Origin of the sequence: Pseudomonas synxantha (assembly GCF_900105675.1) — a bacterium.
In the GTDB taxonomy this organism is placed as follows: Bacteria; Pseudomonadota; Gammaproteobacteria; order Pseudomonadales; family Pseudomonadaceae; genus Aquipseudomonas; species Aquipseudomonas synxantha.
In genome coordinates this window covers 3045434-3064077 of sequence record NZ_LT629786.1, presented here as the reverse complement: position 1 = coordinate 3064077, position 18644 = coordinate 3045434, and the positions used below count along the sequence as shown (strand labels likewise).

16 protein-coding genes and 1 tRNA gene are annotated in these 18644 nt (G+C 58.6%); 4 read left to right on the top strand and 13 right to left on the bottom strand.

The genetic code is table 11. The annotated features are described in order from the left end of the window. The first annotated feature begins 105 nt into the window (after window positions 1-105). From gacA to BLU48_RS14165, 4 genes are all read left to right on the top strand, one after another. Entirely contained in the window at window positions 106-747 is a 642-nt protein-coding gene (gene gacA, locus BLU48_RS14180) for a response regulator transcription factor GacA (protein ID WP_003190387.1), read from the top strand. Between the two features lies 1 nt (window position 748). Further along, window positions 749-2572, top strand: coding sequence for an excinuclease ABC subunit UvrC (uvrC, locus tag BLU48_RS14175; RefSeq protein WP_057024170.1), 1824 nt, complete (start codon window positions 749-751; stop codon window positions 2570-2572). Window positions 2573-2604: 32 nt separating this feature from the next. Beyond that, window positions 2605-3165, top strand: coding sequence for a CDP-diacylglycerol--glycerol-3-phosphate 3-phosphatidyltransferase (gene pgsA, locus BLU48_RS14170; RefSeq protein ID WP_034119069.1), 561 nt, complete (start codon window positions 2605-2607; stop codon window positions 3163-3165). A 60-nt stretch (window positions 3166-3225) separates the two neighbouring features. After that, window positions 3226-3301 (top strand) — tRNA-Gly (locus BLU48_RS14165). Between the two features lie 153 nt (window positions 3302-3454). Here BLU48_RS14165 and BLU48_RS14160 read toward each other — a convergent pair. The 13 genes from BLU48_RS14160 to BLU48_RS14100 all read right to left on the bottom strand — a co-directional run bounded on the left by BLU48_RS14160 (window position 3455) and on the right by BLU48_RS14100 (window position 18590). Beyond that, a complete protein-coding gene (locus BLU48_RS14160) occupies window positions 3455-3754 on the bottom strand; it encodes a hypothetical protein (protein ID WP_043050238.1) in 300 nt (99 codons plus the stop codon). A 941-nt stretch (window positions 3755-4695) separates the two neighbouring features. Further along, window positions 4696-5751: an RHS repeat domain-containing protein gene (locus tag BLU48_RS14155; RefSeq protein WP_082636689.1), complete on the bottom strand. Its 1056-nt coding sequence runs from the start codon at window positions 5749-5751 to the stop codon at window positions 4696-4698. 65 nt (window positions 5752-5816) lie between these two features. Then, on the bottom strand, window positions 5817-9731 hold the full coding sequence (locus BLU48_RS14145) for a DUF6531 domain-containing protein (protein ID WP_231989044.1): 3915 nt from the start codon (window positions 9729-9731) through the stop codon (window positions 5817-5819). A gap of 42 nt (window positions 9732-9773) precedes the next feature. Then, window positions 9774-10202, bottom strand: coding sequence for a DcrB-related protein (locus tag BLU48_RS14140; protein ID WP_057024168.1), 429 nt, complete (start codon window positions 10200-10202; stop codon window positions 9774-9776). A gap of 19 nt (window positions 10203-10221) precedes the next feature. Beyond that, window positions 10222-11958 (bottom strand): type VI secretion system Vgr family protein, encoded by a 1737-nt coding sequence (locus BLU48_RS14135; RefSeq protein ID WP_231989043.1) that lies wholly within the window; start codon window positions 11956-11958, stop codon window positions 10222-10224. Window positions 11959-12029: 71 nt separating this feature from the next. Then, on the bottom strand, window positions 12030-12464 hold the full coding sequence (locus tag BLU48_RS14130; protein WP_057024167.1) for a tetratricopeptide repeat protein: 435 nt from the start codon (window positions 12462-12464) through the stop codon (window positions 12030-12032). Next, window positions 12461-12901, bottom strand: coding sequence for a tetratricopeptide repeat protein (locus BLU48_RS31715; RefSeq protein WP_124356100.1), 441 nt, complete (start codon window positions 12899-12901; stop codon window positions 12461-12463). The genes BLU48_RS14130 and BLU48_RS31715 overlap by 4 nt, the downstream gene beginning before the upstream one ends. Before the next feature lie 7 nt (window positions 12902-12908). Next, a complete protein-coding gene (locus BLU48_RS32295) occupies window positions 12909-13991 on the bottom strand; it encodes a GH-E family nuclease (RefSeq protein WP_082636687.1) in 1083 nt (360 codons plus the stop codon). A 3-nt stretch (window positions 13992-13994) separates the two neighbouring features. After that, entirely contained in the window at window positions 13995-14351 is a 357-nt protein-coding gene (locus BLU48_RS14120; protein WP_057024166.1) for a DUF4150 domain-containing protein, read from the bottom strand. A gap of 1 nt (window position 14352) precedes the next feature. Further along, window positions 14353-15702: a DUF2169 family type VI secretion system accessory protein gene (locus BLU48_RS14115; protein ID WP_057024165.1), complete on the bottom strand. Its 1350-nt coding sequence runs from the start codon at window positions 15700-15702 to the stop codon at window positions 14353-14355. 9 nt (window positions 15703-15711) lie between these two features. After that, window positions 15712-17724 (bottom strand): type VI secretion system Vgr family protein, encoded by a 2013-nt coding sequence (locus tag BLU48_RS14110; RefSeq protein ID WP_057024164.1) that lies wholly within the window; start codon window positions 17722-17724, stop codon window positions 15712-15714. A 25-nt stretch (window positions 17725-17749) separates the two neighbouring features. Beyond that, window positions 17750-18007, bottom strand: a complete 258-nt coding sequence (locus BLU48_RS14105) for a PAAR domain-containing protein (RefSeq protein ID WP_057024163.1) — start codon at window positions 18005-18007, stop codon at window positions 17750-17752. 70 nt (window positions 18008-18077) lie between these two features. Further along, complete coding sequence (locus BLU48_RS14100) at window positions 18078-18590, bottom strand: Hcp family type VI secretion system effector (protein ID WP_057024162.1); 513 nt, start codon at window positions 18588-18590, stop codon at window positions 18078-18080. Between the last annotated feature and the right edge of the window lie 54 nt (window positions 18591-18644).

The window sequence follows — 18644 nt, the reverse complement described above, 5'->3', positions numbered from 1 at the left end:
CAGCGCGTCAAAACTCTATATATATGCCACTTGCACCTAGGTCTGCGCCTTGGTTTTTTGCTAAGGTGTTCAGCAATCTATAAGACCATATCGCGAGGTGTCTGCTTGATTAGGGTGCTAGTAGTCGATGACCATGATCTCGTTCGTACAGGCATTACACGAATGCTGGCTGACATCGACGGCCTGCAAGTAGTCGGCCAGGCCGAGTCCGGGGAGGAATCCCTGATCAAGGCCCGAGAGTTGAAACCCGATGTGGTGTTGATGGACGTCAAGATGCCGGGCATCGGCGGCCTGGGGGCCACGACCAAATTATTGCGCAGCCATCCCGACATCAAGGTCGTGGTGGTGACGGTGTGCGAGGAAGACCCGTTTCCGACTCGCCTGCTGCAGGCCGGTGCAGCCGGTTATCTCACTAAAGGCGCGGGCCTGGCGGAGATGGTGCAAGCCATTCGCCTGGTGTTTGCCGGCCAACGCTATATCAGCCCGCAGATTGCCCAGCAATTGGCCATCAAGTCTTTTCAGCCCACCAGCGATTCGCCGTTCGATGCGCTGTCGGAGCGGGAAATCCAGATTGCCCTGATGATCGTCGGTTGCCAGAAGGTGCAGACGATCTCCGACAAGCTGTGCCTGTCGCCCAAGACCGTCAACACCTACCGCTATCGTATCTTCGAGAAGCTCGCCATCAGCAGTGATGTTGAATTGACCCTGCTCGCGGTGCGCCACGGCATGGTGGACGCCAGCGCCTGACATGACCACACCGTTTGATCCAAGTGCCTTTCTCTCAACCTGCAGTGGCCGCCCCGGCGTGTACCGCATGTTCGACAGCGAGGCGCGCCTGCTGTACGTGGGCAAAGCCAAGAACCTGAAGAACCGTCTGGCGAGCTACTTCCGCAAGACCGGCCTGGCGCCGAAAACCGCCGCTTTGGTGGCGCGCATCGCCCAGGTGGAAACCACCATCACCGCCAATGAAACCGAGGCGCTGCTGCTTGAGCAGACGCTGATCAAGGAATGGCGGCCGCCCTACAACATCCTGCTGCGCGACGATAAATCCTATCCCTATGTGTTTCTATCGGACGGCGATTTCCCACGCCTGAGCATTCACCGTGGGGCGAAGAAGCAGAAGGGCAAGTACTTCGGCCCCTATCCCAGCGCGGGCGCGATTCGTGAAAGCCTGAGCCTGCTGCAAAAAACCTTTTTTGTGCGCCAGTGCGAAGACAGCTTCTACAAGAACCGCACGCGGCCGTGCCTGCAATACCAGATCAAGCGCTGCAAGGCGCCCTGCGTAGGCTTGGTGGAACCGGCAGAATACGCCGAGGATGTGCGCCACTCGGTGATGTTCCTCGAAGGGCGCAGCAATGCGCTCACCGATGAGCTGTCCGTGGCCATGGAGCAAGCCGCCAGCACCCTGGATTTCGAGAAGGCCGCGGAATTGCGCGACCAGATCTCTTTGCTGCGCCGGGTCCAGGACCAGCAAAGCATGGAAGGCGGCACCGGCGACGTCGATGTGATCGCCGCCTTCGTCAACCCGGGTGGTGCCTGCGTGCACCTGATCAGCGTGCGCGCTGGCCGGGTGCTGGGCAGCAAGAACTTCTTCCCGCAGACCGGTATCGACGAAGACGTTGCCGAGGTGATGGCCGCGTTCCTTGGCCAGTACTACGTCAGCAGCCCCGAGCGCGACCTGCCGTCGGAACTGATCGTCAACGTGGTACATGAAGACTTCCCCACCTTGATCGAGGCCATCCACGAGCTGCGCGGCCGTGAGCTGGACATCAGCCATCGCGTACGCGGCACCCGCGCGCGCTGGCAGCAATTGGCGGTGACCAACGCCGAACAGGCCCTGGGCGCACGTCTGGCCAATCGACAGCATGTTGCCGCACGCTTCGAAGCCTTGGCCGAGGTCCTCAATCTGGAAGAGCCGCCCCAGCGCCTGGAATGCTACGACATCAGCCACTCCAGCGGTGAGGCCACGGTGGCCTCTTGCGTGGTGTTCGGGCCGGAAGGGCCGATCAAGTCCGACTACCGGCGCTACAACATCGAAGGGGTTACCGCCGGGGACGACTACGCGGCCATGCACCAGGCGCTCACGCGGCGTTTCAGCAAATTAAAGGACGGGGAGGGCAAGCTGCCCGATATCCTGCTGGTAGACGGCGGCAAGGGCCAGTTATCCATGGCGCGAGACGTGCTCAACGAATTGGCCGTGCCCGACCTGATCCTGCTCGGCGTGGCCAAGGGCACCACGCGCAAGGCCGGTTTCGAGACGTTGTACTTGAATGATGCCGCCCATGAGTTCACTTTGAAGGGCGACTCCCCCGCGTTGCACCTGATTCAACAGATCCGCGACGAAGCCCACCGTTTCGCCATTACCGGCCACCGGGCGCGGCGTGGCAAAACCCGGCGAACCTCAACCCTGGAAGGGGTTGCCGGGGTAGGTCCGACACGGCGTCGCGACTTGCTTAAACATTTTGGTGGCTTGCAGGAGCTGTCCCGTGCCAGCATTGACGAGATAGCCAAAGCACCCGGTATCAGTAAAAAGCTCGCTGAGCTGATTTATGCAAACCTGCACAGCGAATAGAATGCCTTCTCACCTCGTAGCCAGTTGTGCCGATGAATATCCCTAATCTGATTACCGTTCTACGCGTCCTGCTTATCCCGATTTTCATATTGTTGTTTTATTTGCCGTATGAATGGAGCTATGTAGCCTCAAGCTCCGTGTTCGCCTTCGCAGCCGCCACCGACTGGCTCGACGGCTACCTGGCCCGCCGCCTGGAACAGAGCACGCCCTTTGGCGCGTTCCTCGACCCGGTGGCCGACAAGCTCATGGTGGCGGTCGCCCTGGTGCTGCTGGTGCAGGAGCACGGCAACCTGTGGCTGACCCTGCCGGCTGCGGTGATCATCGGTCGCGAGATCGTCGTCTCGGCCCTGCGCGAATGGATGGCCGAAATCGGCGCCCGCGCTCACGTCGCCGTGTCGAACATGGGCAAATGGAAAACCGCCGCGCAGATGCTCGCGCTGGTCATCCTGCTGGCCAACCCATCGGACTTCTCGTTCTGGGTCCTTACGGGCTACGCCTTGCTGCTGATCGCCGCCGGCTTGACCCTGTGGTCCATGCTCCAATACCTGCGCGCCGCCTGGCCCCACCTACGCACCACCGTTGAAAAGAAATAAAACTTTTTTGAATCAAGGGCTTGACGGGTGCTGAGGATTCTATACAATGCGCATCACCAAGCGGGAATAGCTCAGTTGGTAGAGCACGACCTTGCCAAGGTCGGGGTCGCGAGTTCGAGTCTCGTTTCCCGCTCCAAGCATTAAAGAAAAAAGCCACTCTAATGAGTGGCTTTTTTTTGCCCGCGATTTGTGGAATAGACGCTTTGGCGTCTTTTTTGTTGTTGGAACGGAACGCCTCGTTCCGGCAGGGCCGTCATGTCGCGCGCGATGCCCGCACCGGATGTCGGGCTTACTTCGTGCAGGTCAGTCGCGAGTACGTCGGCGGCTCAAGCAGGATGCCCGGGGTCATGAATGTCGAGCAGTTGAATACGCGGCCCTTTGCTGTCGTGGCTTTAAATGTCAGTTCAGCACCACCCAGGAAGTCTTCCTTGCCTTTGGTCACTGGGCCCATGGTCAGCTCATCCGTTGAAGCGAGGCCGATCGCTTCGGCGGTGACTTTGTGCATTTGCAGAACATTGGGAGTGGTGGAACAGCCTGTTAGCAGGCTGGCCAGTACCAGCAGTAAGAGGGTGGTTGAGGTTTTGGTCACGGGTGTGGCTCCTTGCGAGTGGCGGCGGCAGCGAGCAGGGCGTTTTACTACATGCCGCCTGTTCGAATCTTCGAATGGACAGGGATTTGCCCTACGGCTGCGGAGTCTAGGAACACGTAATTGCTCCCACAATCACTTGGCCGAAATCGAGACGGAACCCACGGCAGATATTTCTGGATCTGTAGGAAATCAGCTACAGCAGGGTCTAGCGGCCCGTTGTTGCTTATCGGTCACGCGGCTGGACGCTGATTGATCAAGCTATGGAAACGGCCCATGTCTGATTGAAATGAGCGCATTGTCGTGTTCAACCGACGGGGCTTTGCGGCATGGAAATTGGGCTAGGTGAGCGTCGTGTTTATACTCAGCGAGCCCGCATCGTGAACGGGGCAAAAAACACAGGGAGTTACACAAGGAGCAAGGAATGGCTCGCAACGGTTATCAACTTCTGGACGCGAGGGTGTTGGCGACAGGCTCCCGGCAACGTATCCAACCCCGCAGGTACTTCATCGTCCGCCGCCCCATGACGGCGTCACTTTTTATGGGTGAGCGCATTCGGACCCGCTGGTTTCCCTGACCGCAAACATCAGGCATCGCACCGCTTCACGATCCTGTTCCGACAAGCAACGGTAGTTGCGCACCAGTTGCTCTTCCTCTCGGGTGAGCTGGTGGGGGTGCAGGGATGTACCGGGGGCAGTACGCAGTGTGGGAGAGTGTGGAGTACTTGGCATGATCCTGGTTCTTCATGAGGTGAATGGAGACGTGGGCTTCTTGCCCAGTACAACTGAATACATAACGTTTATTTTGGAAAAGAGCTCGTTATTTTTCGTGACTGTTGGGTATTTCAGATGGGGCCGTCGGAAGTGCTTGGCAAAGGTGTAGGAGCGATCTTTCAATGGAGGTGGAAAACACGCGATGGGGGGGACGCTACCGCAGATCGGGTCCTATGCAGTGCCTGAGAGGTCCGGGTGCTGGCTTTCGATCAGGTAGCCGCGGGTGTCATACCGATAGTGAATGTGCTCGCCACGGGCATTGATATTTTCGCTCAGCCGCCCAATGCGGTCATAGCGATAACGTTTGTCTTGATACACCTGCACGCGGTTGTGCTTGATCAGGCCGTTGACCTGGTAGCCATCGCCGGCCGGGTCGTAGTTGAGGCTCTCGATATGCTGGCCCTGCACCCCAGGGCTGTTGCGGTGCATGCTCTGGATTTGCTCGACGGGGTCGTAGCCATATTGGGCGCTACCTTGGTAGCTCTTGCCGGTCGATGATTGGTTCTGGAAGCGACCAATCAGGCTGTCGTCATTGGCCGCCGTGGTCGGGCGGTTGCCACCTGGGCGTTGGGTCTGCGTCAGTATCTCCGCCACCAGATTGTCGCTGGCGTCGTACTGATAGTCTTTCTGCAACAACGGCAGCACCTCGCGGGCAACCTGCTGATAGTGCAACGCCTTCTGGCTGAGGCGACCATTGCGGTCGTAGCGCGTGCGGGTGTGCAGGGCGCCTTGGGTGCGCAGTACTTCCTCGTGCAGTGCGTCGCGCTCGAAATCGCAGATCACCCGGCCATTGAGGTTGAGCTGATGCAGGTGGCCGCTGCCGTAGTACAGGTGGTTGAGCTGGCGCTGATCTGGCAGGGTCAGGGTTTGCAGGTTACCCAGTTCGTCGTAGTCGTACTGCAGCAGGCCGGCGCTGTTGGGCTCGCTGAGCAGTTGACCGAGGGCATCGTAGGTGTAGACGAGCCGCTGCTCTTCACCTTGTTTGTTTATAAAGGCAATCGACAGCAGGTTGTCGGCGTTATGGTAGGCGTACTCGGTGACGCCGTCGTCGGTGCGTTTGCGGACCAACCGTCCGAGGGCATCACGTTCGAAATAATGCTCTAGCGGCGTGTGCGGCTCGGTCGCGTCTTTGCCGTCCAGTTCCGGTTCGGCCAGCGGCGCGGGGATATGGCGGATGCCGGTGACCTCTCCCAACCGGGTCGTACTGGTAGATATGTCCACTGCCATCCAGGTCCTGCTGGGCCAGCAGGCGGTCTAGCGCATCCCACTCGAAGCGGTAGCGTTCGCGGTTTTCATTGCTCAGGTGCAGCAGGCGACCATAGGCGTCGTAGCCAAACTCGACGCTGTGGCTCATAGCTGTCGGGATCGGCATACACGTACAGGCTGCCGAAGCCATGCTCCACCTCCTGCAACAGCCGCAGCCCCTGCCACACAAACTGCACATCGCTCTGTGGCTGTTCGCTGTCATTGCGGTACACCCGTTTACCGATGCGCCGCCCCAGCGGATCGTAGCGGTACTCGCTACGTAACCTCTGCCAGCCTTGATCCTGCTCGACGCAGACCAGGCGTTGCTCTGCGTCGTAGCGAAAGCGTTGCACGGTGTGGCTGCCGATGCGTTTTTCGCTCAGGCGCCCAAAGCGGTCATAGCGGTAGCGCTTGTCCTCGAACACGTGCACGCGGTTGTGTTTGACGTAGCCGCTCATGCGGCCAGTGGGCAGTAGGTTGGCAGCGGCGTCGTAGTTGTAGGTTTCGCGGTGCCGTTCCGGGTTTTGTGGCGTGCTATGGCGATGGTCGCGCAGACGCTCGGTGGCGTCGTAGCTGTAGTGCTCGTTGCCTTCGACGCTTTTGCCATGGCTCTGGCCGAGGAAGCGCCCGAGCAGGCCGTCGTCCGGCAGCGGTTGGCGTGGATCGCTGCCACCGCGGCGCTGGGTCTGGGTCAGGCGCTCGATGATCAGGTTGTCGCTGGCGTCGTACTGGTAGTGCTTTTGCAGCAGCGGCAGCTCTTCGCGGGCGGCGTTGCGGTAGTGCAGGGCTTTCTGGCTGAGACGGCCGCTGTGGTCGTAGCGGGTGCGGGTCAGCAGGCTGCCCTGGGTGCGCAGGACTTCGTCGTGCAGTTGGTCGCGTTCGAAATCGCAGATCACTCGGCCATTGAGGTTGAGCTGGTGCAGGTGGCCGCTGCCGTAGTACAGGTGATTGAGTTGGCGCTGGTCGGGCAGGGTCAGGGTTTCCACGTTGCCCAGGGCGTCGTAGCGATGGCCCAGTTCACCCGCGTCGCTGTTTTCGCTGAGCAGTTGACCGAGGGCGTCATAGCGGAATTTCAGTTGCTGCTGTTCGCCGTTGTGCGCTTTAAAAGTGATGGCCAGCAGATTGTCAGCCGCGTCGTAGGCATAGTCGGTGATGCCGTCGTCGGTGGTTTTACGCAGCAAACGACCCACCGCGTCGCGGGTGAAGCGATGCCGGATCGGCGCATCCGATTCGCTCGGTGGCGGGCCGTCTTCATAGGTGTTGCGTGGTTCCGGCGCGGGTGTGGGATGGGCGTCGGTGCCGGTGATATCGTCCAGCGCGTTGTAGTGATAGACACGGTAGCTATCGTCCAGATCGATCTGGGTGGTCAAACGATCCAGTGCATCCCATTCAAAACGGTAGGCTTCGTTGTTCTCGTTGCTTAGTTGTTGCAGTCGCCCATAAGCGTCATAGCTGAAACGCACCTTATGCCCCAGCGCATCGATACGCTGCTGGATCCGCCCGCTGGGGTCGTAGTGATACTGGGTACGCAGGAGGGCCGGGTCGATATAGTCGGTAAGCTGGCCGGCCAGGTTGCGCTGGTAGCGGTCGATGCGTCCGTCGGGGCGCTCGCTTTCGATCAGGTGGCCGCGTGCATCGTAACGGTACTGGGTGGTCTCGCCACGGGCATTGGTGCTGGCGCACAGATAGCCGCGCTGGTCATAGCGGTAGTGGTTTTCCGAATTGGAACAATCGCGATACAGCAGCAGTTGCCCATAGCGGTTCCAGGCCAGGGTCTTGTGTCTGTCGTGGGCATCGATGATCTCCACCACTTGGCCCTGAGGGTCATAGCGGTAGCGGGTGGTGTGCCCGAGCGGGTCTTTTTCGCTGAGCAGATTGCCGCGTTCGTCGTAGCTGAAGGTGTGGGTGTGGCCGCCACGGTCGGTGATGCTCAGCGGCAGCGCCCAGTGTTCGGTGTAGAGGATGTATTCGCTACGGCCGAGCGGGTCACGGGTTTCGATCAGGCGACCAATGTCATCGTAGACGTAGTGCCATTCGCCACCTTGTGGGTCGGTGGTTCTGAGCAGTTGCCCGGCGAGCAGGTCGCTGTGCCAGCACTGTCCCAATGCGTCGATATGGTGGTAGACCTCGTACAGCGCACCCCAATAGTAACGTTCTTCACGGCCAAGGCTGTCGACGACAAGGGTTTCGCCCTTGGCCAGGTCGTACTGAAAGTGATAGTCCTCGCCATCGCTGCCCCAGTGGCGGGTGACCCGCCATTCGTGGTCGGGCTGTGGTTCCAGCAAAGGCGGCAGGGTGTAGGGCGTGCCGTCGGCGCGGACGGATTGTGGGCCTTGCTCGGGGACTTCGAAAGACGTCCAGGCATAGTGACGTGTGGCGCCGGTGGGCAGCGTATGGCTGCTCATGTAACGCTCGGGGGTGTAGGTGAAGCGCCGCAACACTTGGTCGCTGGTATCGAGTACGGCGCTCAAATCGCCATGGCTGTCATAGCGGTAGTGCACCAAAGGCTCGGTGCGCTCTAGATGGCCGGGGCCTTCATCACTGAAATATAGGCGCTCAACCAGCTCTAAGCGGCTTGGGTGCAGCTCGTTGTAGCGCAGGCGCACGGTGATGCGGCTATTGGGATCAAGCAGGTGTAGCAATCGCCCTTGCTCGTCATAGTGCAGGTTGACTGTATTCCGGTTACGGTCACCCAGGCGCACCAGTCGTGAACGCTGCGGGTTGTGGGGGTCGGTTTCAAAGACCTGATACAGGCCGTCATGGATGTCCTCGACCACCGTCAGGCCATTGCCCATTTCGAAGAATGCCAAGCCATCAAGCGTGCTGACAAAACGATTGCCGGGCTTGAGTTGCCCGAGCTCCAGGCGCTCGCCTTCGGCATTGATATACACCCACAGGTCGCCACCGTCCGGGTGGGGCACGCTTACGATTTCGACTTCGTAGAACACGCTCCAGCCGACGCCGAACAGCCCGTTGTCGCGACGGTCATTGCTGTTGTAGCGCCGTGCCCAGATGACCGGCAGGATACCGGGGAGAGTGAAGTCCAGATCCTCTGGGCCATCCTGGAACTTGCTGCCGGTGGACACCGCTACCGGGTTGCCCACCGAGCAGCTCTTTGGTCCGAACTTTCGCGCGACGAGGATGCCGACGATGATGCCCGTCACCATGCCGATTTTGCTTTTACCTCCGTGAATGGGTCGTACCACTAAAGGTTCGCCGCCAATGCGAACATCCGGTGACACGTCGGTATCCGAGCCAACGGTGGCCTCGCAAGTGGTGCGATCACCACTACGGACGGCGGGCTGACTGTTAATGAAGACTTCCGAGGATCCTTCAGCCAGATATTGGGTAGGCATGGGCAAATGCCGCATGCACACCACCTGGTCCAGTTCGGCGGGTCGGGTTCCGCTGCTAGGTGCAACCACTACGGGTGGGTTGAAAATGCTGTCGATAGATTGGTAGACGCCAACTGCACTTTGGTATGCGGCGCTTATCGGATTCAGGCCGATCAACACTCCAGTAATGGCGTCCATCACACTGGGTTTGGCCGAAAGCTCATCGGGTTCGTCCGGCTCGTCTGTTTGTGTTCCAGCGGCACGGGCCGCTAGTTCGCTATTTATGCGAGTATCAACGGAACCGCTTGCAATGTTGCCCTGGGGCGTTGGCGGAAAGATCCCGTTGAAAAAGCCACTACACGCGTCGCTGAAGTGTTCGCCGATGGATTTGTCACCAGCAGGAATCAAACTCGCCGCCGACACAAGCAAGCCAGCCCCTACGCTGATCGCTACCGCGCCTATCGCTGCTACGGCAGCGGTGCCTATGATGGCAGGCGCCGCCGCGATCACCGCAGCAGTGACCGCCGCGTACACGACAACTTCCGCCACAGTGGCGCAAAACTCAGCCAACGCGGAGGTGTGCAGGATGGGGTCGCCCACGCGGGCGGCGTGTACGGTGTCTGCCATGAATTATCTTCCTTGCAATCAGGTCAGTACGCGAAGAGCGTTTCAGGCGAACCGAAGGGATTGTTTGAGGGTTTCCCAATGGTCGAAATCAGCTTCGGTGAGCGTGCTGCCCTTGCTGTAAGTCAATGCCAGTAACCGAGTCTCGCCAGGCAGTTCACAGGCCAGTTGGTACTGGCAGGAAAGCGCGTTGCCTTGGGTGAACTCGGTCTGGACTTCCATCGCGACAATGTTGCGGTCAACGCCGACCCGCACTTCTGCTGGTTTGGTGCATTTGAAGGCTGTGACTTTCTTGCGTAGCTCGGTGAGCTGGTGGGTATAGGTCTCGGCCAGCGTTTTCTGTGGGTCCATGAGGCCGCGTGCCAGCACCAGGGTGGTGCCGCGCGTCTTGAACACCAGCATGTTGACGCTGTTGTCGTCAGGCATTTCGTTTCCTAGCCCGATGATCAAATCGTGGGTGATGTATTCGCGCATTGGAGCCATCCTCTTGGAGTCATTCATGGTTGAAGTAGCCGTCCACATCGCTCTGGATTTCCGCGCCACTGACGCCGTTCGCCGTTGTGCCGGAAGCCTTTCCACTCATGTTCAAATCGAGTTTCCCTGACAGGGTGTTGACCTTGCCGGCGTTCATTCCAGTGATGTTGAAGTTCTCGCAGGTGATATTCAGGTCGCCGTTTTCATTGAGTTCTATGACGGTCTTGCCGCACTCAAGACGCAGCTGTTTACCCCCGCCGATGTAATACTCACCAGCGACGTGGTCGTTTTTGCTGCCGCCCACTTTCAAGGTGTCATTGGCCTTCACCACCCGCATGCGGGTGCGGCCGACGGTGATGGTTTCGTCCTGGCCGACCTGGCTGCTTCGGTCCGCGCCAATCGATTGGGTCTGGTTGTTCTTCACCACCGTGTTCTGATCTTTCTGGGCATGGATAAACACCTCCTCCTGGCCCAACTCATCCTCAAAACGCAGCTCATTGAAACCTTCGCCCTTGTGGGTTCGGCTCTTGATGGTCATCCGCGTCTTGTGTTTGGGCAGCTCGTAGGGCGGCAAATTGGTCTGTCTGTAGGCGGTCCCAGTGGCGATCGGCTGGTCAGGATCTCCGTCCAAGTGGCTGATCACTAACTCCTGACCCACACGCGGGATGGCTATCGAGCCCCAGGTCGCCCCGGCCCAGCCTTGGGTGACGCGGATCCAGCAGGAGCTGTGGTCGTTGTTTTTGTCCGAACGGTCCCATGGGAACTGCACCTTGACCCGGCCCCATTCGTCGCAATAGATCTCTTCTCCCGGCGGGCCGACCACCGTGGCGATCTGCGGACCGTCGATGCAGGGTTTGGGACGCATCGGCGCTTTCCAATCGGAGGTCCAGCGGATGGCACTGGCCTTCAACGTATAAGAAGTACCAAGGCCGCTACCAAACGACTCTTCCTGCAGGCTGGTGTGCTGCTTGCCCTCATGCTTGATGGCGATGGTGCGCCAACGATCATTGAAGTCCTCACGGGGATGATCGTTGAGGTCGAAGGCCAATCCCGGTTGCAGACGTTCATCGTCGCCTTCCACATGGGCCAACTTGGCGTCGTTGCGCAGGGCTGCCAGGCGGGTCTTGGTGAAAGGCTTACCGGCAATGTCGCGCTTGTAACGGCCAGGGTAGTCGTAGCGTTCGTAGTCCTTGTGCTGGTTGTTCAGGTCCTGGTCGCCGGTGGCGGTGTGCTGCTGGTTGTAGCGCGGGTGGGTGAAGGTGTAGTCGCGCTGCACCTGGCGTGCGGTGCGCACTTGTTCGGTGTAGTGGAAGCGGGTCAACGCCGGTTCCTTTGAGTCGCCGCCCCCCATGGGTTGGTAGATCACCGGGCAGTCCGTGTGGGTGCCGATGGTGCCCAGGCCGCCGACGCGGTCGGTGAGGACGAGGGTGTGGCCGTCGGCGCGGTGTTCGAAGGTGTAGAGCAGACCTTCTTCGGCGGCGAGGCGGGCGATGAAGTCGAGGTCGGTTTCGCCGGCCTGTACGCAGTATTCGCGGGGTTGGTGCTCGAAGCAGATTTCAGTGCGAATGTCGGTCAGTTTCTGCTCGGCCAGCATGTTGGTGATGATGTCGGGCGCGGTCTGGGCCTGGAAGATGCGCCAGTTGGAACGCAGGTTGAAACGCGCCAGGGTCGGCTCGACTACCGCGGTGTAGCGGGTGCGGCGAAAGCCGGTGTCGCCTTGTTGGAACAGGCTGACCAAACCATGCACGTAGCGCACCGGGGTGTCCACTTCGAAGGGATGCCCCGCAATTGCGATGTCGTCAGTTTGAAATTGGAGCGCGGCGCGAATTAGCCGTCAATCAAGTGTTGGGCCTTCAACTTTTGGAGGTAAACTTCACCATCCGGATCGGCTTTGAAAACAGCATCCCCATCTAACATGTAAGCTTTTAGCAGCGAAGTAATTGCCTCTTCATCGAAGCCTAATAGCAATTGACATTGTCCAATTCTGTAGTGAATGAATGAGTTGTCTAGCCCATCAGGGCCATTGAGTGCATCCTTCAGATTTTCAAGGCTTTTAGGGTACTGTGTAAGTTGAAAAAAAGCGTCACCTATTGAGGCGGAAAGCCATGTGAAGGCTTCCCAGGATGCTTGCGGTGTGGGTAGTAAATTTAGTGCTTGTGACCACTTTGAAATTGCCCCTTCAAATGCCGAATCGTCATAAAGAGCATTTCCTTCCTCTGATAAGAGGGTGATGCTTTCGTAAATTCTGTCAGGTAGATTCATTTCATTTTTTTTACATTTTTTTGTGTGAGGTAAAAGTTTAGATATTTTTTATCTTCGTCTGTAAAAGGTCTTTTTCCATATTTTTTATATTGTTTGTCAAAAATTTCGTATGCAATAGAGGTTTTTCCTGAATCAAAATAGACCGTCGCCTCAATAAATTCAACGTAGTCGCTAGGTTGTGGAGCGTATAAGTCGTGCATCACAGCTAGCCAATGTATAGCTTTTTCGTATTGTTTAGTTTCTTTGAAGAAAGCAACGAGACCTCTGGCAATACTTTGAGAGTAATCAAGTGTTGATTTTGGGGATTGCATAATCCCCCAAGCTCTTAAAAAACAAGACTCGGCTTCACTTAGTTGATTTTTTTTCCAGTATTCACGTCCTTCTTTTGAAAGATTGCCAATTTTTTCAATCTGCTCTGGCGTCAATGTGGATTCCATCATGTACCTACTTTGTTGGGGGTTTGTAAGTTTGTCCAAGCTTTGCGCCTGCCGACCTATTGATGCTGAAATGGTCTAGTTCATAATTTTTGCTATCTAACATCCATTCTCTGACTTCTTTACTCTTCGCTCCTAGATGTCTACCAGTAGTGTTCCACCATGTGACAGCATCTGTTTTGTGGGCCATGTCGGCCTTGCTAAGATCATACCAATTTTTGTCGGAGGCTTGGAACTCTGTTTTACCTGTAATTGGGTTCTCCCGTAATTTTCCTTCGGCCCGCATTCGGTCTTCGACCTCGCGCCCTGTTTTTGAACTCTTGCCTGGAGTTCGCCCTAAAAACATCTCCCTTGCAGACTTCTCTCTTGGGGTGGCTTTAAAACCATCATTAGAATTTGATGGAATATCTAATTCGGGATCGGTCTTCTTTGCTAATAGTTCGGAAGCTTCATCGGTTCTTTTCGCCGTTTTGTCAACAACCTCCTTACCCGCTTTGCCCGACGCCTCAGCCATCTTCGTACCGTATCGTGCGGCTTTACCAGCGCTGCCTGCATAGCCGACAAACGGAATCGCCGAGAGTAGCGAGAGACCTGCGCCCACGTAGTCCCCGCGAAAAAGGCTAATGATACCGCTGGCAATATCGGCTACTTCCCCGACCACGGGGATCAGGCCAAACACATCCAAGCCCAGCTGGATGCCATCCAGGATCTGCTCGCCGGTGATGCCTTCCTCTTCGGTCTCGGCCTCTATCGGCGGATTGGCCTGTGATGCCGGAACTGCCAAAGGCGCCGTCTCACCCACAACCCGCCCAATGGTATTACCGCTCTTGAACGAACTGAACGGCGGCATCGTCGCCAGTTCGGCGCGCAAGTAGCCTTTGCGCATTTCCTCGTATTCATACTCCTGCATCTCCCGGCTTTCGTGCAGTTCATTACCTTGTGCATCCCGCCCAAACACGTCGACTTGCACGCCGCCGTTCTCGCCGAGCTGTAGCATCATTTCGTCCGGGCCGGCGATGCTGTCGGGAGGACGTCGGACGGGTACACTGACCGCATGCACCTGCATCGGGGCTAGATTGATCGGTTCGGCCATGCGTTAAGCCCCATTCATCCAGAACTTGTCGTCATGGCGTACCACCAACTTGCCTTCGGCACGTACGCTGCTGCTCTTCTCCAGTGGGTAGCACTTGCCGCCCACTGTGTTGCTCTTGATGCCTTTGGCGGCGCCAGCCTCATCACCCTTGGTGGTCGGCACCAGGCTCTTGTCGAACACCACCACCGGCTTGCCGTTGGCACGTACCGATTTGGCCACGCCGGTAGCGGTTTTCAGTTCAGCCGTGACGGGGTAGGGCACCGGCGGGAGGGCGCTGCCCATCGGCGTCTTGCACACATCCGGGACGATACTGATGACCTTCCATTTGCCTTGTTTACGGGCGATGACGTTATCGGCCATGTCAGAGCACCTCCCTGGCTGCGCGCTTTATCAGCGGGGCATTTGGATCCGTCTCGAAGCGCGCTTCCAGTACGCGAATGCCCAGGTGATTGGGCAGGCTGATGCGATGGGTCAGCGCTAGTGTCATGGCCTCGGCGTCGATACGCAGGGTGTCGGTGAGCATGGGCAGCGGCAGCATGGCGCCGTTGTGCAGGCGCATCAGCACAAAGGTGCGATGGCCGGGCAGTTCGACGCACAACGTGCCGTCGGGTGTGAGGTCGGGATTGGTCAGGTTGAACAGTTCCAGACGAAACGCAGGCGGCGGAAAATCGATCTGCTGATCCACGGGCGCGCCGTTCCAGTAGGCAAAGTCGAAATCTCGTGGCAAGCCCGGCCAGCGTTCGCGCTGCCAGGTTTCGTCATAGCGCCCGGCCAATGGCAGTCGCGGTGCCCAGGCACGGCCCACCACACCAAACCCCACTGGTTGGTTTTTGTAGCTGGCCGCGACCTGCGCCATGCCGTGGGCATCGAGTTCACCCTCGGGATGTTTGACCCGATCCAGGCGCCACACCGGTTTGTCTAAGGGCTCGATCTGCGGTGCAGGAAGTTCGCGCAGCGGCTTGTCCAGTTGATAGCCAAGGTCTTCCTGGCGCTTTTCGATCCAGCCTCGGCCCAGCGGGTTGCTGTAACACACCTCGTTAAGTAAATACGGCGGAGTGTTTTCATCAACCGCATGTTCGGGATTGGGTACTACGCTGCTGCCCCCGAAGGCACATTCCCAGCGCAAGGGCACCGAAGTGGCGAGCTGCGGTTCGGTCAAATGCCAACCACAGAACAGGCTGTGGCGGAAGTGGCGAGGGCCTGTGAACTTCAGGTACTTATCTAAAAAAATCTGGCGGGTCGGTGCGTTGGCCCACTGCTTAAACACCGCTTGCCGTGCGGCTTGCCACTCGACCAGTTGAGACTCGGTCAGCCGTTCGCCGGGACTCAACGGCGTCGGCAGCGGCACCTCGATTCTGGGCGGCGGCGCCACCGGCACACTGATGCGCAGTCCGGCCGTCCACTGCGTTGCTGGTTGACCTTGTGGTGCATGAGTATTGCCCACCACGATCACATCACAGCGTGGCTTGAACGGCGCCAGGTCACTTTCCTCGCAGACGCTGCTTGCCCCTTCCTCGCCGTAGTAGCGATCAGCGGTGCACAGCGCCAGTGGATCCTCATCCATCACCTCGGCGCGGAACTGCCCCGGATGCCCGTCAATCGGCAGCAACCGATAACCCACTTTCATGGCCAGCACCGGGTACTCTTGATCGTCCATGCCCAGCGCGCTAAAACACAGCGCATCGAAGGGCGTCAGATTGCGAAATTCCACGTCCACCCCTCAGTTGATATCAACGTCTTTGCCGTTGATCTGCACCGCGCCGCTGGCGCTGAAATCGAAGGTGCGGCCATTGATCAGTACGGTGCCGTCGGACTTCATCACTAGGGTGGATTTGCCCACCGTGATCTTGAATTCGTCCCCGGCGTCGATGGTGAATTTCTTGCCCACCGCTACCGATTTGTGGAGGCCGATCTGCTCGCTCTGGCTCAACCCCACCGTAGTGTTCATGGCCGCGCCAACACTGGTCTGATACGCCGCGCCGATGGTTAGCGCCTTAGCCAAACCGATGGTTTCGGCTTTGGCCAGCTTGATGGTCTCGGCCTTGTTGCCACCGATGGTCACACTGCGATTGGCACCGATGCTGATGGTTTCGTTCTGGCCGACATCCTCGGTGCGGTGGTCGCCAATAGACACGGTTTCGTTGTGTTCAACCCGTTCCTTGCGATCATTGCCGACGAAGATGCCGTTGTTGTTTTTGATATGGACGTTCTTGTCTTTTTCGGCATGAATGAACACTTCCTGGTGGCCTAACTCATCTTCAAAGCGCAGCTCGTTGAAGCCAGAGCCCTTGTGGGTGCGGCTCTTGATGGTCATTCGTGTTTTGTGCTTGGGCAGCTCGTAGGGCGGCAGATTGGTTTGGCGGTAGGTCCGCCCCGTGGCGATCGGCTGGTCAGGATCGCCATCCAAAAAGCTGATGATCAGTTCCTGATTGACCCGAGGCACGGCCATGGCGCCCCAGGTCGCCCCGGCCCAGCCTTGAGCTACACGGATCCAGCACGAACTCTGATCGTTGTTTTTGTCCGAACGGTCCCATGGGAACTGCACCTTGACCCGGCCCCATTCATCGCAATAAATCTCTTCCCCTGGCGGGCCGACGACGGTGGCGATCTGCGGGCCGTCGATGCAGGGTTTGGCAGGCAGCGGCGCTTTCCAATCCGAAGTCCAGCGGATGGCACTGGCCTTCAACGTATAAGAAGTACCAAGGCCGCTACCAAACGACTCTTCCTGCAGGCTGGTGTGCTGCTTGCCCTCATGCTTGATGGCGATGGTGCGCCAACGATCATTGAAGTCCTCACGGGGATGATCGTTGAGGTCGAAGGCCAATCCCGGTTGCAGACGTTCATCGTCGCCTTCCACATGGGCCAACTTGGCGTCGTTGCGCAGGGCTGCCAGGCGGGTCTTGGTGAAAGGCTTACCGGCAATGTCGCGCTTGTAACGGCCAGGGTAGTCGTAGCGTTCGTAGTCCTTGTGCTGGTTGTTCAGGTCCTGGTCGCCGGTGGCGGTGTGCTGCTGGTTGTAGCGCGGGTGGGTGAAGGTGTAGTCGCGCTGCACCTGGCGTGCGGTGCGCACTTGTTCGGTGTAGTGGAAGCGGGTCAACGCCGGTTCCTTGGAGTCGCCGCCACCCATGGGCTGGTAGATCACCGGGCAGTCGGTGTGGGTGCCGATGGTGCCCAGGCCGCCGACGCGGTCGGTGAGGACGAGGGTGTGGCCGTCGGCGCGGTGTTCGAACGTGTAGAGCAGGCCTTCTTCGGCGGCGAGGCGGGCGATGAAGTCGAGGTCGGTTTCGCCGGCCTGTACACAGTATTCGCGGGGTTGGTGCTCGAAGCAGATTTCAGTGCGAATGTCGGTCAGTTTCTGCTCGGCCAGCATGTTGGTGATGATGTCGGGCACGGTCTGGGCCTGGAAGATGCGCCAGTTGGAACGCAGGCTGAAACGCGCCAGGGTCGGCTCGACTACGGCGGTGTAGCGGGTGCGGCGAAAGCCGGTGTCGCCTTGTTGGAACAGGCTGACCAAACCATGCACGTAGCGCACCGGGGTGTCGTCGCGCCAGATGGTGAAGACAGCGGCCAGGTCGAGCATGCGGTAGAAGTCGATGGCCGGGTGGTGACTGACCAGCTCAAGTTCCAGTTTGAACGGCTGGGACAGGCCTTCTTCGAGGGTGAATGAGACCACTTCGAAGGGATCGCCCCGCAGCGGTTGGAAGGTGTAACGCAGGTCGCTTTGACGGGGCATGAAACCTCCTTTTTTTGAGTGCGGGTCAGTTGACCAACCAGCTGGCGTCACCGTTTTCCAGCACGCCTTCGTGGTCGGTGGTATCACCGACGCGGGCCACGGCTTTTCCGTTGATGTTCATTGAGGGCGAGCCGCTGGTGATCACGGCACCGCAACCCAGGGTGTCGCCGACAAGGGCGACGGCGCGACCGTTGACAGTGACGTTGCGCGTGCCACTGTCGACGGTGGTGGGACCACACATAGGGCAATCATGGTCGTGACCGACCAGAACGACGGCAGGCATAGAACCTCCTGGAAATTATCGAGTCAGTGAACATTCCGCCGCCTGTGCGGCGGAACGTGCCGGTTGGCGATTAAGCTGGCTTGCGCCAGTCATCCGAGGCTTCGGTGCCGGCCACCACATGGGTCCAACTGACCTTGCGATAAGCCAGGCTGGTCTTGATCAGTTGGGTGTAGTTTTCGTTGCTGCTGTTTTGCGCGTGGGGCAGTACGGTGTGAATATCGACGACAGTGGCGTCCTCCAGCTTGGTGGTGAAGAAGTGCTCCTGCTTGCCGTCGCCCGAAGTGCGGAACCACTTCACTTCAACGGTGGGCAGCATTTCGCCAGTGGCCAGGGCCTGGTAGAGCAGGGGCGAGGCCTTGCTCAAGGCGCTGGTGAAGATCAGCGGCTTATGCACGCGCTGGCCCGAAGGCTGGCCGCTTTGCGGGTCGGTGGGCGCGGCGATCTGGTGGTCGATTTCCTGGGCGAGGATTTCGTCCTCGTGACCTTCCACATAAACGTTGCCCACCGAATCGGCGGTGAAGGCACCCTTGGTGATATGGCCCTGGTTTTTGCCGTGGATGCTGATGTACGCGGGTGTTGGCATGACAAGCTCCTTGTCGCGATCAAGTGAACGGCCCTTGGGGGCCGCAGGTTATGG